Here is a 12897-nt window from a genome sequence, read left to right as displayed (position 1 = left end):
GACCGGTCACTACCCGCTGCGCTCGTCGCATTAACCGCGTACCGGCGGGTGGAACGGGAGGAAGGGGGTGAAACCGGCCCTCAGCCGTGGAACGCCTCCTCGTCCTCGGCGTGCAGGACGCACCAGACCGCCTTGCCGTCCGGCAGCGGCGTGCTGCCCCAGCGCCGGGCGACGGTGTCGATGAGCAGCAGCCCGCGACCCCCGGCCGAGGTGAGCGGCGCCAGCCCGGCGTACGCCGGCCGCCGGGCGGAATGGTCGCGGACGGCCAGGTGCAGGGTGCTGTCCCGCGGGCCGACCCGGACGGTCATCGGCGTCCCGGCATGGGCGACCACGTTGTTGACCAGCTCGGTGACCGCGATGCAGGCCGGCTCGGCCAGGTCCGGCACACCCCACCGGGCACAGCCGTCGGTCACCAGCGCCCGGGCCTCCCGGGCCGCCGCCACCACCGGCGGCAGGTCGGCGTTGAGCACGGCCGCCAGCGGCGCGCCGACCAGCGCGGCCTGCGCCTCGTCCAGGGACCGGTAGACCGGGGCGTCGCCCCCGGGGTCGCCCGAAGGGTCGAGCACCAGCAGACCGGCCGCGGGCCAGTCGGTCACCGTGCGGTGCACGTCGTCGACGACGGCACGGGCCCCGGGCTCGACGACCCGGACCGTCGACAGGTCGACGATCACCGGGCCGGGCCGCTGCCAGAGCCGCGCCAGCAGAGCATCGCGGACGGCGTCCGCCCCGGCCAGGTCGAGCACGCCGGTCAGCCTGACGGTCGCGGAGGATTCATCCGCCTCCACCAGGCATCGCACGTCCGTCGGCCCGATCGTCCCATGGTGCAGGCCAGGTCGGCGGCGCGCATCGGGCCGGTCGACGGGGTTCATGCCCGTTCCGCCCTAGACCGGCGGGTCATCGCGGCCGCCGTGCCGACGGCGGTGCCCGCCGCGGCCAACCCGAAGGCCGCCGTCATCCGCAGCAGCTGCCGGCGCCGGCCGTGCCAGCCGCCGGTCCGCTCGGCCTCCGCGCCCGGCCGGAACACGTTCCCGGTGCTGTCCAGGCGTACGCCCGGGCCGAACTGGGTGCGCGCGGTGTACCAGGCGAGCACCCGCTCGGCCAGCGCCGGCGCGAGCCGCCAGGGAAACCCGATCAGCCGGGCCGTGCCCCCGGCGTACGCCTCGCGGCGGGGCCGGCGTAGCAGCCGGACGATCGTCTCGGCGACCACCTCCGGCGGGTAGACCGGCGGGGGCGGGGTCAGCTCGTGCCCGCTGTGGTTGGCCGCGTGCCGGAAGAACGGGGTGTCGATGCTGGCTGGCAGCACGGTGCAGATGGAGATGTTGCCGCGCCCGGTGACCCGCAGCTCCTGCCGGACCGTGTCCGCCAGCCCGCGGATGCCGTGCTTGCTCGCGTTGTACGCCGACTGGTAGGGCATCGCCGCCTCGGCCAGCACGGAGGCGTTGTTGACCAGGACGCCGCCGCCGGACGCGTCCAGCCAGGGCAGCGCCGCCTTCGTCCCGTACACGGCACCGAGCAGGTTAACCGCCACCACCCGGCGGAACTCCTCGACCGGGATCTCGTCGAAGAGCCCGACGGCGCTCACCGCCGCGTTGTTGATCCAGGCGTCGATCCGGCCGAACTCCGCCGCCGCCCGCGCCGCGAGCTGCCGCACCGCCTCCGGGTCGGTCACGTCGGTCGGCACGATCAGCGCCCGCCCGCCCAGCTCCCGGCAGTGCGCGGCGACCTGGCGCAGCGCCGGCTCGGTCCGGGCCGCCAGCACCACGTCGGCGCCCCGGCGGGCCAACGCGTACGCCGTCGCCGCGCCGATCCCGCTGGAGGCGCCGGTGATCACCACCGTCGCGTCGTCGAGGGTGCGGGTGAGAGGCATTCTTCGCCCGTACCCCCGGTCCGGGCCGGTCATGCCGCCGCGGTAGCCCGGATCACGGTCGACCCGGGGGCGGTTCCGGGCAGGTGTCCCGAAGCTGGCGGAACGTCGGGGTGTCCCAGCCCGGCGCGGTGCGTCGGACCGATCCCGATCTGCCAGGTTTCGGCGCACCGGGGCCGGGTTAATGGGACCCTCTGACCGGAGGACCACCGCTCGCGAGAACGCATGGAGGTGCACCATGCGCGTCGGCCTTGTGTGCGCGCACGCCGGCCCGTCCGTCGACGGTCCGACCGTCGGTACGCACCAGCACATCGCGCGGGTCGCGGCCGAACTCGTCGCACGGGGTCACGACGTCCGGGTGTACGAGCGCCGCGACGAGCCGGGCCAGCCGGAGTCCGCCGAGGTGGACGGCTACGGTCTGGAGCGCGTGCCGGTCGGCCCGCCCGCCCCGCTGCCCACCGCCGAGCTGGTGCCGTACGTGGCGGAGTTCGGCGGCTGGCTGGCCCGGCGCTGGGCCGGCGAGTGGGCGCCGGAGGTCGTGCACGGGCACTACTGGCTCGGTGGGCTGGCCGCCGCCAACGCCGTACGTGAAACCGACATTCCGGTCGTGCAGACCTTTCACTCGCTCGGCGTCGAGCAGCTGCGCCACCTCGGCCGGCGGTACGACGGGCCGGGGGAGCGGATCCCGCTGGAACGGGCGCTGACCCGGGCGGTCGACATCGCGGTCGCCCAGTGCAACGACGAGGTCGACGAGCTGACCCGGATGGGGCTGCAACGCACCGCGGTGGCGATGGTGCCGACCGGGGTGGACACCGGGCAGTTCCACCCGGACGGCGAGGCGGCGCCCCGGGACCAGCGGGCCCGCATCCTCTCCGTCGGCGGGTTGGCGCCCGGGCACGGCCAGGACGACCTGATCCGGGCGATGCGGCTGGTCGGCGACGCCGAGCTGGTGATCGCCGGCGGCCCACCCGCCGAGCAGCTCGCCCACCACGCCGAGGCCCGCCGGTTGCACGAGCTGGCCGAGCAGAACGGGGTGGCCGAGCAGGTGAAGCTGGTGGGCGCGGTGCCGCACGACCAGATGGCCACCTGGTACCGCTCCGCCGACGTGGTCGCCTGCACCCCGCACTACTCGTCCGCCGGGCGGGTGTCGCTGGAGGCGATGGCGTGCGGTGTGCCGGTGGTCGGCTACGCGATGGGTGGCATCGCCGACGCGGTGGTCGACGAGGTCACCGGCAAGCTGGTCCCGCCCGGGGACGTACGCACCCTCGGGGTCACCCTGCGCCGGCTGCTCGCCGACAACGCCGGGCGGTTCGCGTACGGGCATGCCGCGGTGGACCGGGTCCGGTGCACCTACACCTGGGAACGGACCGCCGCGGCGCTGGAGCGGCTCTACGAGCGGGTGATCGGTCGCCGCCGGCCGGTCGAGGCGGCGGAGGCGCGCCAGCCCGTCGAGGCGGCCGAGGTGCGCGGTCCCGTCGAAGCGGCCTAGAGCCCGCTCAGCGGCGAGGCCGGGCGGCGGGGGCGCCGGCGCCGATCATCGGGCGCTCCCGGTCGCGGGCGACCGCGTGGTGGTGCTGCGGCTCCGCGTAGCGGGTCAGGCCGACCACCGAGACCAGCGTGGCCAGGAAGCCGACCCCGGCCAGCCACTCCCGCCCCGGCCAGATCCGGTCGTTGAGCAGCAGCAGGCCGACGATCGCCGCGGGCACCGCGCCGGCGGCGTCCATCGCGGCCACCGCCGCCGTGGTGGAGCCGCGCTGCATGGCCAGGCCGAGCAGGAGCTGCCCGACCACCGAGTGGGCGACCAGCAGGTAGAGCAGCGGGTCGCGGACGAACGCCTCCGCCGTGTCGGCCGAGGCGAGCGGCCGGGCGGCCACCGCCGCGGCGGAGAACGCCATCCCGGCCAGCGAGCCGAGCGCCACCGAGCCTGGTGGCCCGTGCAGCCGGGCGGCGAAGAACCCGAGTACGGAGATCACCACGAGCGCGCCCGCCAGGCCGAGCAGCCCGGCCGCGCCGAGCTGCCGGGACGGCGCCGGCTCGGCGGCCAGCACCAGCGCGGTGATCCCGCCGAAGAGCAGCACCAGCAGCGCGATCTCGGCGGCCGGCAGGCGCCACTTGAGCACCACCACCCCGATGACCGCCGTCACCCCGAGCCCGGCCGCCACGCTGGCCTGGACCAGGAACAGCGGCAGGTCACGGCGGGCCAGGAAGGCCAGCACGAAGCCGGTGACCTGGCACAGCAGCCCGACCAGGTAGGTGCGGTGGCTGGCCAGCCGGAGCAGCAGCCCGGGGTCGAAGGTGTGGTGCACGGTGGTCCGCGCCGCGGCCACCGACTGGAGCAGGTTGGCGAAGCCGTACGCGACGATCATCGTCGCCAGGAAGCACCAACCAGAGGACACCACCTGGCGAGGATAGAGGCTGTCGCCGGGTCAGTGCTCGGCCGGCCGGCCGAGCCGGGCCAGGATGTCGTCGTGTAGCGGGCCGTTGGTGGCGATCGCGCTGTTCTCCCCGCCGGCCGGTGCCGGAGCTCCGGACAGGTCGGTGAACGTCCCGCCCGCCTCGGTGACGATCGGCACCAGCGCCGCGACGTCCCAGAGCGACAACTCCGGCTCCACCATCACGTCCAGTGCCCCCTCGGCCAGCAGCATGTAGCCGTAGAATTCGCCGTACGCCCGGCTGCGCCAGACGTCCCGCATGACCTGGAGCATGGCGTCCAATCGGCCCGCCGCCTCCCAGCCGGTCAGCGACGAGTAGCAGAAGCTGGCGTCGGCCAGGCCCGCGACGCCGGAGACCCGGATCGGCGCGCCCGAGGCCAGGTCGGGGCCGGCGTACGCGCCGCCGCCGAGGGCGGCCCACCAGCGCCGGCCCAGCGCCGGGGCGGAGACCAGGCCGAGGACCGGGCGGTCCCCCTCGAGCAGGGCGATCAGAGTGGCCCAGACCGGTACGCCCCGGACGAAGTTCTTGGTGCCGTCGATCGGGTCGACCACCCAGCGCCGGCCGTCCGGGCCGGCCGCGGGCAGCTCGCCGTACTCCTCGCCGAGCAGGCCGTCACCGGGTCGATGGTCGGCCAGCAGGGCCCGGATCTGCCGCTCCACGGCGGTGTCCGCGTCGGAGACCGGGGTCAGGTCCGGCTTCGACTCGACCCGCAGGTCCAGGGCGCGGAACCGGACCGTGGAGATCGCGTCGGCGGCGTCGGCGAGCCGGTGGGCGAGGGCGAGGTCGTCGGCGTACCGGGTCATGCGGACAAACTAGCTGTCAGCGGTCGAGGGGATCCCCGGGGTTCCGCTGGTCGGACTCCCCGCGAGGGTCGCCCTCGCCGCTGCGGGAGGCCAGCAGCCGACGGTACGAGGCCAGCCGGCGCGGGTCGGCCTTGCCGGCGGCCACCCAGCCGTCCAGCGCACAGTCCGGCGCGTCGGCGGTGTGCGGGCAGTTCGGCGGGCAGTCGACGGTCGCCTCGACCAGGTCGGGGAAGCCGTGCAGCAGGCTGTCCGCGGAGACGTGTGCCAGCCCGAAGCTGCGTACCCCGGGGGTGTCGATGATCCACCCTGCGGCGGCTCCAGGTCGCGGCGCGGCGTCAGACGCGCCGAGCTGGAGTTGCCGGAGGTCGCCGTCGGCCCCGGGTGCGGGCGGGAGCCGCAGCGCCACCGCGCTGGTCGAGGTGTGCCGGCCCCGGCCGATCGCGCTGACCGAGCCGACCGCCCGCTCCGCCTCCGGCACGAGCCGGTTGACCAGCGTCGACTTGCCCACCCCGGAGTGCCCGACCAGGACCGAGATCCGGCCGGCGAGCAGCGCGCGCAGCGCGTCCAGGTCGGAGTCCGGCTGGATCAGCACGTACGGCAGCTCCAGCTCGGTGTAGTAGTCGAGCACCGCCTCCGGGCCGGCCAGGTCGGCCTTGGTCAGGCAGAGCAGCGGCTCGATGTCGGCGTCGTACGCGGCCACCAGGCAGCGGTCGATGAACCCGGTGCGCGGCGGCGGGTCGGCCAGCGCGCTGACGATCACCAGCTGGTCGGCGTTGGCGACGACCACCCGTTCCAGCCGCCCCTCGGCCGTGGTGGCGTCGTCCTCGGCGGTCCGCCGCAGCACCGAGCTGCGTTCGGCGATCCGGACGATCCGGGCCAATGCGCCGGGCCGGCCCGAGGTGTCGCCGACCAGCCCGACCCGGTCACCCACCACCACCGACTTGCGGCCCAGCTCACGGGCGCGCATCGCGGTGACGGTCAGGGCGTCCGACCCGGCGTCGGGGAGCACGCAGGTGTAGCGGCCCCGGTCGACGGCGATCACGAACCCGTCGACCGCGTTCTCGTGCCGGGGCCGGGTCCGGGTACGCGGGCGCGAGGACTTGCCGGGTCGCACCCGGACGTCGTCCTCGTCGTACTCCCGCCGCCTGGTCGCCAGGACATCCCCCCGTCGGGTCAGTTCTTGCCGGTCACCATCCCCGACCATAGTGCCGGGAACTCCGGCATGGTCTTCGAGGTGCACGCCACGTCGTCGACCTCGACGCCGGGTACGGCCAGCCCGGCCACCGCCGCGGCGTGCGCCAGGCGGTGGTCGGCGTAGGTCCGGAAGGTGCCGCCGCGCAGCGGGCGGGGCCGGATCGCCAGCCCGTCGGCGGTCTCGGTGATGTCCGCGCCCAGCGCGGTGAACTCCTTGGCCAGCGCGGCGATCCGGTCCGTCTCGTGCCCCCGGATGTGCCCGATCCCGGTCAGCTGGGACGGCGAATCGGCCAGCAGGGTCAGCGCCGTGAGCACCGGGGTCAGCTCGCCGACGTCGGAGAGGTCGGCGTCCAGCCCGTGCACCGCGCCGGTGCCGCGGACGGTCAGCCCCGATGTGCCGAGCGTCACCTCGCCGCCCATCCGGGTCAGCAGGGCGCGGAGCTGCTCGACCGGCTGCATGCTGCTGCGCGGCCAGCCCTGGAGGGTCACCTCGCCGCCGGTGACCAGCGCGGCGGCGAAGAACGGCGCCGCGCCGGAGAGGTCGGGCTCGATCTCCCAGCCCCGCCCGGTCAGCGGGCCGGGCTCGACCGTCCAGACGTCGGGGGTGGTGTCGTCGACCGCCGCTCCGACGGCCCGGAGCATCTGCACGGTCATCCGCAGGTGCGGGGCGGACGGCACCGGGGCGCCCTGGTGCCGGACCACCACGCCCCGGTCGAAGCGCGGCGCGGCCAGCAGCAGGCCGGAGACGAGCTGGCTGGAGGCGGAGGCGTCGATGACCACCTCGCCGCCGGCGACCCGCCCGGTGCCCAGGACGGCCAGCGGCAGGCTGCCGGTCTCCGGGGTGTCGATCCGCACGCCGAGGGAGCGCAACGCCCCGATCAGCGGGCCGAGCGGGCGGACCCGGGCCTGCGGGTCGCCGTCGAAGGTGACCCGCCCCTCGGCGAGGCCGGCCACCGGCGGCAGGAAGCGCATCACCGTGCCGGCCAGGCCGACGTCGACGTGGGCGGGGCCGACCAGCTGGTGCGGCCGGACCAGCCAGCGCTCGTCGTCCGAGACCGAGACGTGCGCGCCCAGTTCGCGCAGCCCGCCGGCCATCAGCTCGGTGTCCCGGGCGCGCAGCGGGCGGTCGAGCGTCGACGGCCCGCTGGCCAGGCCGCTGAGCACCAGGGCCCGGGCGGTCATCGACTTGGACCCGGGCAGGCGCAGCGTGGCGCCGACCGGATCGGAGGCGGTCGGTGCGGTCCACGGCTGCGGCGGACGCGTCGCGGTCAGATTCCCCACGCTCACATTGTGCCAACTCCCGGAGCCGGTGGAACCGCCAGTCGTCCCAGCTCCCGGCTGTCGGGACAGCCGGGACGCCGGAGGCGCGTTAGCGTGTGGGCCATGTGCGGGAGGTACGCGACGAGCCGGAGTGCGGGCGACCTGAGCGCGCTGTTCGAGTCGTACGACGAGACCGGCGGCGGGATCGGCCCGGACTGGAACGTCGCCCCGACCGATCCGGTGCCGCTCGTCCGGTCGGCGCCGGAGGGGCACCGGCTGCTCTCCGTCGGCCGGTGGGGCCTGGTGCCGCACTGGTCCCGTAGCGCCTCGAGCGCGACCCGCATGATCAACGCGCGGGCGGAGACCGTCGCCACCAGCCGCGCGTACGCCCCGTCCTTCGCCCGCCGGCGCTGCCTGGTCCCGGCCGACGGCTGGTACGAGTGGGTCCGCGAGCCGGGCGGCCGGCGGCAGCCCTACTACATGACCCCGACGGACGGCTCGGTGCTCGCCTTTGCCGGCATCTGGTCGGTCCGGGAGGCGGCGGCCGCGGAGCTGCTCACCTTCAGCGTGCTGACCACCGCGGCGGTCGGCGAGCTGGCCGAGGTGCACGACCGGATGCCGCTCCTGCTCCCCCGGGAGCGATGGGCGGCCTGGCTGGGCTCGACCGGTGATCCGGCCGCGCTGCTCGCCCCGCCGGCGCCGGAGTGGCTCGCCGGACTGGAGGTCCGCCCGGTCTCCCCGGCGGTCGGCGACGTCCGCAACGACGGTCCCGGGCTCACTGTCCGGGTTCCCCTGGCGCGCGAGGAGGCCGTCACGGAAATGACCCTCTTCTGAGCACTGTCGGCACATTGTCGTGTGCTGATTTGCCGGGGTTACGCCTGAAACGTCGCCCGGCCGTTTAGCCATGTTTGCGGATAGAGTCTTGTCTCCGCGTCACCAAGTGCGATAGAACACAGCGCCGGTGTTGGGCGTCTGTTCGCACGGGGCGGATGGCACCCATCGATCTCCCATGATCACTGCCGGTCCCACGGGGGAGGTGGGTGTATTGACACGGGCACGTATGCCCCGCCCGCACGAAGTGGCCGCCGCGCGACGAGACCCGCGACTGCTGCGGGCGTTGCGCGAACGGCGACAGGACGATGCGTGGCGGACCAGAGGAACCTGCCGGAGCGTGGATCCGGAGACGTTCTTTCCGGCGCCCAACGAACCGGCCGACGCGGCCGTCGCGCTCTGCCGCAGTTGTGACGTCCAGGGGTCCTGCCTGGCCTGGGCGCTGGAGGTGGGCGACTGCCACGGCGTCTGGGGCGGCACCACGCCGCGCGAGCGCCGGGCGATGCTGGTCGCCTGGCGCAGCGAGGTGCAGCCGGATCCGGATGCCGTCGACGAGGCCGGTCCGCCGGTCCGCGACCGACTGCTCACCCTGGTGCCGCTGAGCTGACCGCGATTCCACCGCCCGCGTTCCCGTCCGGGATGCGGGCGGCGGCATTTCCGGCGGATTCCGCGCTCCGCGGCCGCGCGTCCCGCGTTCCGGCGCGCCGTTCGCCGTCCCGACCGGGAGGCCCGGGACGCAGAGTGATTACTGCGGCGCATCTGCGCCGGTCGGCGTCGGGCGTCTCGGCCCGGGAAGCAGAATGGGCCGGTGCGGCACGGCGACGAGATCGAGACGCCCCGTGGCCCGGCCCGGGTCGACACCGACCTGCCCGGCGCGGGATGCGCCACCCTGCTGGTGCTCGGCCACGGTGCGGGCGGTGACGTGGACGCCCCGGACCTGATCGCGGTCCGGGACGCGGTCGTCGAGGCCGGGGTGGGCGTGGTCCGGGTGACCCAGCCGTACCGGGTCGCCGGCCGGCGGGCGCCCGCCCCGGCCGGGCACCTCGACGAGGCCTGGCGAGCGGTGCTGGCCGCGCTCCGGGAACGCCACCCGACGGTGTCCCGCTGGGTAGTGGGTGGGCGCTCCAGTGGCGCCCGGGTCGCCTGCCGCACCGCCGGTTCGGTCGGCGCGGCCGGTGTGGTCGCGCTCGCCTTCCCGCTGCATCCGCCGGGGCGTCCGGAGCGCTCGCGTGCCGACGAACTCCGCACCGGCCTGCCCACCCTGGTGGTCAACGGCGACCGCGATCCGTTCGGCGTCCCGGAGCCGGGCCCGGGCGTGGCGGTGGTGGTCCGCCCGGGCGAACGACACGACCTGCGGGGTGACCCGGCAGGCACCGCCGCCGTGGTCCGCGACTGGCTGCGCGCCCGGGGCTGGACACCCGGCTGACTCCGCCGACGCTGGCGAGTGGGGCGTGACCGGGGGTGGCGGCGGTTCGTTGGATCGGTTGGTACCGGAGCGCCCGGTTCGGGCGTATCGGTACCACCTCCCAGGCCCTTCCTGGTCCCAGCGTCGGTTCGCGGCCGAGGTCGGGACCAGGAACGGCGGGGTGGCGACGGAATGTGCCGGACCGTGCCGCGCGTTACTACCCCTGGACGACATTTCCAGCCGAGGGGGGTGACCGGTGCCGACCGAGACACGGAGCCGGGAGCGGGACGAACGGGACGCGCGGCAGCTCAGGCAGTTGCTCGACGCGCCGGAGTGGCCCGCGGCGGCGTCGGCCGTGAGCACCAGCACAGAGTCTGGAAGTGAATCTGTCGGCAGGTGGGTACGCGTATCCTCGGCGGGAAAGCATCCGACGCGAGGGGATGTGCGGTTGACCACCGAGAAGACGGACGAGCGCAGGGCCCGCTTTGAGCGGGACGCGATGCCCTTCGTCGATCAGCTCTACGCTGCCGGGCTGCGGATGACGCGCAACCCGGCGGATGCCGAGGATCTGGTCCAGGAGACGTACCTGAAGGCGTACGCGGCCTTCCACCAGTTCGAGCAGGGCACCAACCTGAAGGCCTGGCTCTACCGGATCCTGACCAACACCTACATCAACTCCTACCGGAAGCGGCAGCGCCAGCCCGTCCAGGCGCCCACGGACGAGATCACCGACTGGCAGCTCGCCGAGGCCGAGTCGCACACGTCCAGCGGGCTGCGCTCGGCGGAGACCGAGGCGCTGGACCGGCTGCCGGACAGCGACGTCAAGGAGGCCCTCCAGCAGTTGCCGGAGGAGTTCCGCCTGGCCGTCTACCTGACCGATGTCGAGGGCTTCTCCTACAAGGAGGTCGCCGACATCATGGGCACGCCGATCGGCACCGTGATGTCGCGGCTGCACCGCGGTCGACGTAATCTGCGCAAGCTGCTCGAGCAGTACGCGGCGGAGCGGGGCTTCAGCGCCGCACCGTCGAAGGGTTCGACCGCCGCCGCCGGCCGGGAGGTGTGACCATGAGCTGTGGAGAGCCGCACGAGACGGACTGCCGTGAGGTGCTCGCGGAGGTCTATCTCTACCTGGACCTGGAGTGCGCGGAGGAGCGGCGCGTCCTGATCCGGACCCACCTGGAAGAGTGCGGGGGCTGCCTGCGTGAGTACGGCATCGAGCAGGAGGTGAAGGCGCTGGTGGCCCGCTGCTGCGGCAACGAGGTCGCGCCGGAACAGCTGCGCGAGCGGCTGCGGGTGCGCCTGACCGAGCTGGTGGTCTTCGAGACCACGGAGTCCCGCGAACTCGCCGACTGAGCGCGACACAAGCTGAAGACACCGGTGGCCCGGGTCCGTTCGGACCCGGGCCACCGGTGTGTCCGGCCCGGGGGCCCTGATCGGGCGCGCCGATCAGGAGTTGGGGCGCTTGCCGTGGTTCGCGCTGCTCTTCTTGCGGGCCTTCTTCTTGCGGGCCTTCTTCGCCATGCTCTGCCTCCTTGTGCTGGTCACGGTCCGGCCGCGGCGAGCGCGGCGGAGGTCGCGTAGCGGTCCGCCGGATGTGCCGGGAACCGACCCGCTGATGCTAGTGCCGGCGGTGCCGGCAGGGGTCCGGTGGGGCGCATTCCGGCGTGCCGGCGGTCAGGGGTTCGGGCGTGACCCACGCCATGATTGGATACCGTTCGCAGGCAGACCGGTGGAGAGGGAGGGCCGTGGGAATGGCCGAGGAGATCCGCGCCGAGATGGTGGCGAACGTCTGGAAGGTCGTCGCGTCGGCCGGGGACACCGTGTCCGAGGGGGACACGCTGGTGATCCTGGAGTCGATGAAGATGGAGATTCCGGTGGTCGCCGAGTCCGACGGCGTGGTGCAGCAGATCGCCGTCAACGAGGGTGACGTCGTGCAGGACGGCGACCTGATCGCGGTGATCGGTTGAGCGGCCTGATGGTCCGCCGGGCCGAGCCGGCGGACCATCCGGCGGTGGCCCGCCTGACGGTCGCCGCCTACGAGGCGGATGGGCAGCTCAAGGGCGGGAATGGCTACGGTGCGGTGCTCGCCGACGTGGCCACCCGGGCGGATACCGGCGAGGTGCTGGTCGCTGTCGACGAGGCGTCCGGGGCGGTGCTGGGCGCGGTGACGTTCGTGCTGGCCGGCACCCCGTACGCGGAACTCGCCGGGCCCGGCGAGGCGGAGTTCCGGATGCTCGCGGTCGACCCGGCCGCGCAGGGCCGCGGCGCCGGCGCGGCCCTGGTTCGGGCCTGCGTGGCCCGGGCCGTCGAGTTCGGCTGCTCGGCCGTCGTGATCTGCGTACGCAGCGGGATGGCCGCGACGGCGCACCGGCTCTACGAGCGGCTCGGGTTCGTCCGGGTGCCGGAGAAGGACTGGTGCCCGCTGCCGGGCGTCGAGCTGCTGGGGCTCCGCCTGGACCTGACCGGGCGCGGCTGACCCGGCCCGTCAGTCGCCGTCGGCGATCTTCGCGAGCAGCTCGTCCGCGACCTGGAGGGAGATCTTCCGGCGCTCCTCGTCGGTGATGCCCGGGGTGCGGACCGCGAACCAGCTGCTGTGCACGGCGAAAATGGTGAGCGCGGCGCGGAGCTGGGCCTCCGGCGATTCGTCGCCCCGGCACAGCTCGTTGGCGAGCTGCATCATCCGGTCCCGCATCTGCATCCCGGCGGCGAGGCTCTTCAGCACGGTCTGGTTCTGCTCGAAGAAGCGCATCACCGCGGGCAGTTCGTCGGAGAACATGGTGTCCGCATACCGGCTGATCAGCGTGTGCCGGGTCTGCAGGTTGGCCGGCTGGGTCCGGGCCCACTCGATCAGCTCGTCCATCCGGCGCAGCCGGTCCTCGACGAAGCTGTTGACGATCTCGTCCTTGCTCTTGAAGTGGTAGTAGAGGGCGGCCTTGGTCACGCCCAGCCGCTCGGCGATCTCCCGGAGCGAGGTCTTCTCGTAGCCCTGCTCGGTGAAGAGCTCCAGCGCGACGGACTGGATCCGCGCCCGCGTGCCGCCTGTGCTCTCCCTCACCTGAACCACCTAACTCGCTTGACCGACTTTTGCTGTCCAACTTACCGTGCGG

15 protein-coding genes and 1 pseudogene are annotated in these 12897 nt (G+C 74.1%); 8 read left to right on the top strand and 8 right to left on the bottom strand.

The window, feature by feature from the left end; genetic code table 11:
- Positions 1–80: 80 nt before the first annotated feature.
- Together ACFYOS_RS00655 and ACFYOS_RS00650 are read right to left on the bottom strand one after the other, a co-directional pair.
- The gene (locus tag ACFYOS_RS00655; RefSeq protein WP_387134380.1) at positions 81–869 is read right to left on the bottom strand and encodes an ATP-binding protein; all 789 of its coding nucleotides are present in this window, start codon (positions 867–869) and stop codon (positions 81–83) included.
- Complete coding sequence (locus tag ACFYOS_RS00650) at positions 866–1867, bottom strand: SDR family oxidoreductase (RefSeq protein WP_387134378.1); 1002 nt, start codon at positions 1865–1867, stop codon at positions 866–868. The genes ACFYOS_RS00655 and ACFYOS_RS00650 overlap by 4 nt, the downstream gene beginning before the upstream one ends.
- 235 nt (positions 1868–2102) lie before the next feature.
- Here ACFYOS_RS00650 and ACFYOS_RS00645 point away from each other — a divergent pair, with 235 nt between their 5' ends.
- Positions 2103–3353: a glycosyltransferase gene (locus tag ACFYOS_RS00645; RefSeq protein WP_387134376.1), complete on the top strand. Its 1251-nt coding sequence runs from the start codon at positions 2103–2105 to the stop codon at positions 3351–3353.
- A gap of 7 nt (positions 3354–3360) precedes the next feature.
- Here ACFYOS_RS00645 and ACFYOS_RS00640 read toward each other — a convergent pair whose 3' ends face one another.
- The 4 genes from ACFYOS_RS00640 to aroA are packed head-to-tail and all read right to left on the bottom strand — an operon-like array spanning position 3361 to position 7575.
- A complete protein-coding gene (locus ACFYOS_RS00640; protein WP_387135216.1) occupies positions 3361–4230 on the bottom strand; it encodes a hypothetical protein in 870 nt (289 codons plus the stop codon).
- 60 nt (positions 4231–4290) lie between these two features.
- Positions 4291–5100: a histidinol-phosphatase gene (hisN, locus tag ACFYOS_RS00635; protein WP_387134373.1), complete on the bottom strand. Its 810-nt coding sequence runs from the start codon at positions 5098–5100 to the stop codon at positions 4291–4293.
- Positions 5101–5116: 16 nt separating this feature from the next.
- On the bottom strand, positions 5117–6304 hold the full coding sequence (gene rsgA / locus ACFYOS_RS00630) for a ribosome small subunit-dependent GTPase A (protein WP_387134370.1): 1188 nt from the start codon (positions 6302–6304) through the stop codon (positions 5117–5119).
- Positions 6274–7575, bottom strand: coding sequence for a 3-phosphoshikimate 1-carboxyvinyltransferase (gene aroA, locus ACFYOS_RS00625; RefSeq protein ID WP_387134368.1), 1302 nt, complete (start codon positions 7573–7575; stop codon positions 6274–6276). The genes rsgA and aroA overlap by 31 nt, the downstream gene beginning before the upstream one ends.
- Before the next feature lie 102 nt (positions 7576–7677).
- On the opposite strand from aroA, the gene ACFYOS_RS00620 reads away from it, so the two are divergent.
- The 5 genes from ACFYOS_RS00620 to rsrA all read left to right on the top strand — a co-directional run bounded on the left by ACFYOS_RS00620 (position 7678) and on the right by rsrA (position 11143).
- On the top strand, positions 7678–8388 hold the full coding sequence (locus ACFYOS_RS00620; protein ID WP_387134366.1) for an SOS response-associated peptidase: 711 nt from the start codon (positions 7678–7680) through the stop codon (positions 8386–8388).
- Between the two features lie 211 nt (positions 8389–8599).
- Positions 8600–8992, top strand: a complete 393-nt coding sequence (locus ACFYOS_RS00615; RefSeq protein WP_387134364.1) for a WhiB family transcriptional regulator — start codon at positions 8600–8602, stop codon at positions 8990–8992.
- A 201-nt stretch (positions 8993–9193) separates the two neighbouring features.
- On the top strand, positions 9194–9811 hold the full coding sequence (locus ACFYOS_RS00610; protein ID WP_387134362.1) for an alpha/beta family hydrolase: 618 nt from the start codon (positions 9194–9196) through the stop codon (positions 9809–9811).
- Between the two features lie 235 nt (positions 9812–10046).
- Complete coding sequence (locus ACFYOS_RS00605; protein ID WP_387134359.1) at positions 10047–10853, top strand: sigma-70 family RNA polymerase sigma factor; 807 nt, start codon at positions 10047–10049, stop codon at positions 10851–10853.
- A gap of 2 nt (positions 10854–10855) precedes the next feature.
- On the top strand, positions 10856–11143 hold the full coding sequence (rsrA, locus tag ACFYOS_RS00600) for a mycothiol system anti-sigma-R factor (protein WP_387134357.1): 288 nt from the start codon (positions 10856–10858) through the stop codon (positions 11141–11143).
- Between the two features lie 93 nt (positions 11144–11236).
- On the opposite strand, the gene ACFYOS_RS00595 is transcribed toward rsrA, so the two are convergent.
- Entirely contained in the window at positions 11237–11311 is a 75-nt protein-coding gene (locus ACFYOS_RS00595; protein ID WP_369752275.1) for a 50S ribosomal protein bL37, read from the bottom strand.
- 224 nt (positions 11312–11535) lie between these two features.
- Here ACFYOS_RS00595 and ACFYOS_RS00590 point away from each other — a divergent pair, with 224 nt between their 5' ends.
- Together ACFYOS_RS00590 and ACFYOS_RS00585 are read left to right on the top strand one after the other, a co-directional pair.
- A complete protein-coding gene (locus ACFYOS_RS00590; protein ID WP_387134354.1) occupies positions 11536–11757 on the top strand; it encodes a biotin/lipoyl-binding carrier protein in 222 nt (73 codons plus the stop codon).
- Between the two features lie 8 nt (positions 11758–11765).
- The gene (locus ACFYOS_RS00585; RefSeq protein WP_387135213.1) at positions 11766–12266 is read left to right on the top strand and encodes a GNAT family N-acetyltransferase; all 501 of its coding nucleotides are present in this window, start codon (positions 11766–11768) and stop codon (positions 12264–12266) included.
- Here the strand turns inward: ACFYOS_RS00585 and ACFYOS_RS00580 are convergent.
- Positions 12164–12845, bottom strand: a pseudogene (locus tag ACFYOS_RS00580) (TetR/AcrR family transcriptional regulator). The gene ACFYOS_RS00585 and the pseudogene ACFYOS_RS00580 sit on opposite strands and share 103 nt — an antisense overlap.
- Positions 12846–12897: the final 52 nt, after the last annotated feature.

Source organism: Micromonospora sp. NPDC005806 (assembly GCF_042871425.1).
Taxonomy (GTDB): domain Bacteria; phylum Actinomycetota; class Actinomycetes; order Mycobacteriales; family Micromonosporaceae; genus Micromonospora.
This window is presented reverse-complemented; position numbering and strand designations above follow the sequence as displayed.

Excerpts from the sequence above, each read along its gene's own strand:
- ACFYOS_RS00655 (WP_387134380.1), bottom strand. The coding sequence starts at position 869 with ATGAACCCCGTCGACCGGCCCGATGCGCGCCGCCGACCTGGCCTGCAC.
- ACFYOS_RS00650 (WP_387134378.1), bottom strand. The coding sequence starts at position 1,867 with ATGCCTCTCACCCGCACCCTCGACGACGCGACGGTGGTGATCACCGGC.
- ACFYOS_RS00645 (WP_387134376.1), top strand. The coding sequence starts at position 2,103 with ATGCGCGTCGGCCTTGTGTGCGCGCACGCCGGCCCGTCCGTCGACGGT.
- ACFYOS_RS00640 (WP_387135216.1), bottom strand. The coding sequence starts at position 4,230 with ATGATCGTCGCGTACGGCTTCGCCAACCTGCTCCAGTCGGTGGCCGCG.
- hisN (WP_387134373.1), bottom strand. The coding sequence starts at position 5,100 with ATGACCCGGTACGCCGACGACCTCGCCCTCGCCCACCGGCTCGCCGAC.
- rsgA (WP_387134370.1), bottom strand. The coding sequence starts at position 6,304 with ATGGTCGGGGATGGTGACCGGCAAGAACTGACCCGACGGGGGGATGTC.
- ACFYOS_RS00620 (WP_387134366.1), top strand. The coding sequence starts at position 7,678 with ATGTGCGGGAGGTACGCGACGAGCCGGAGTGCGGGCGACCTGAGCGCG.
- rsrA (WP_387134357.1), top strand. The coding sequence starts at position 10,856 with ATGAGCTGTGGAGAGCCGCACGAGACGGACTGCCGTGAGGTGCTCGCG.
- ACFYOS_RS00585 (WP_387135213.1), top strand. The coding sequence starts at position 11,766 with ATGGTCCGCCGGGCCGAGCCGGCGGACCATCCGGCGGTGGCCCGCCTG.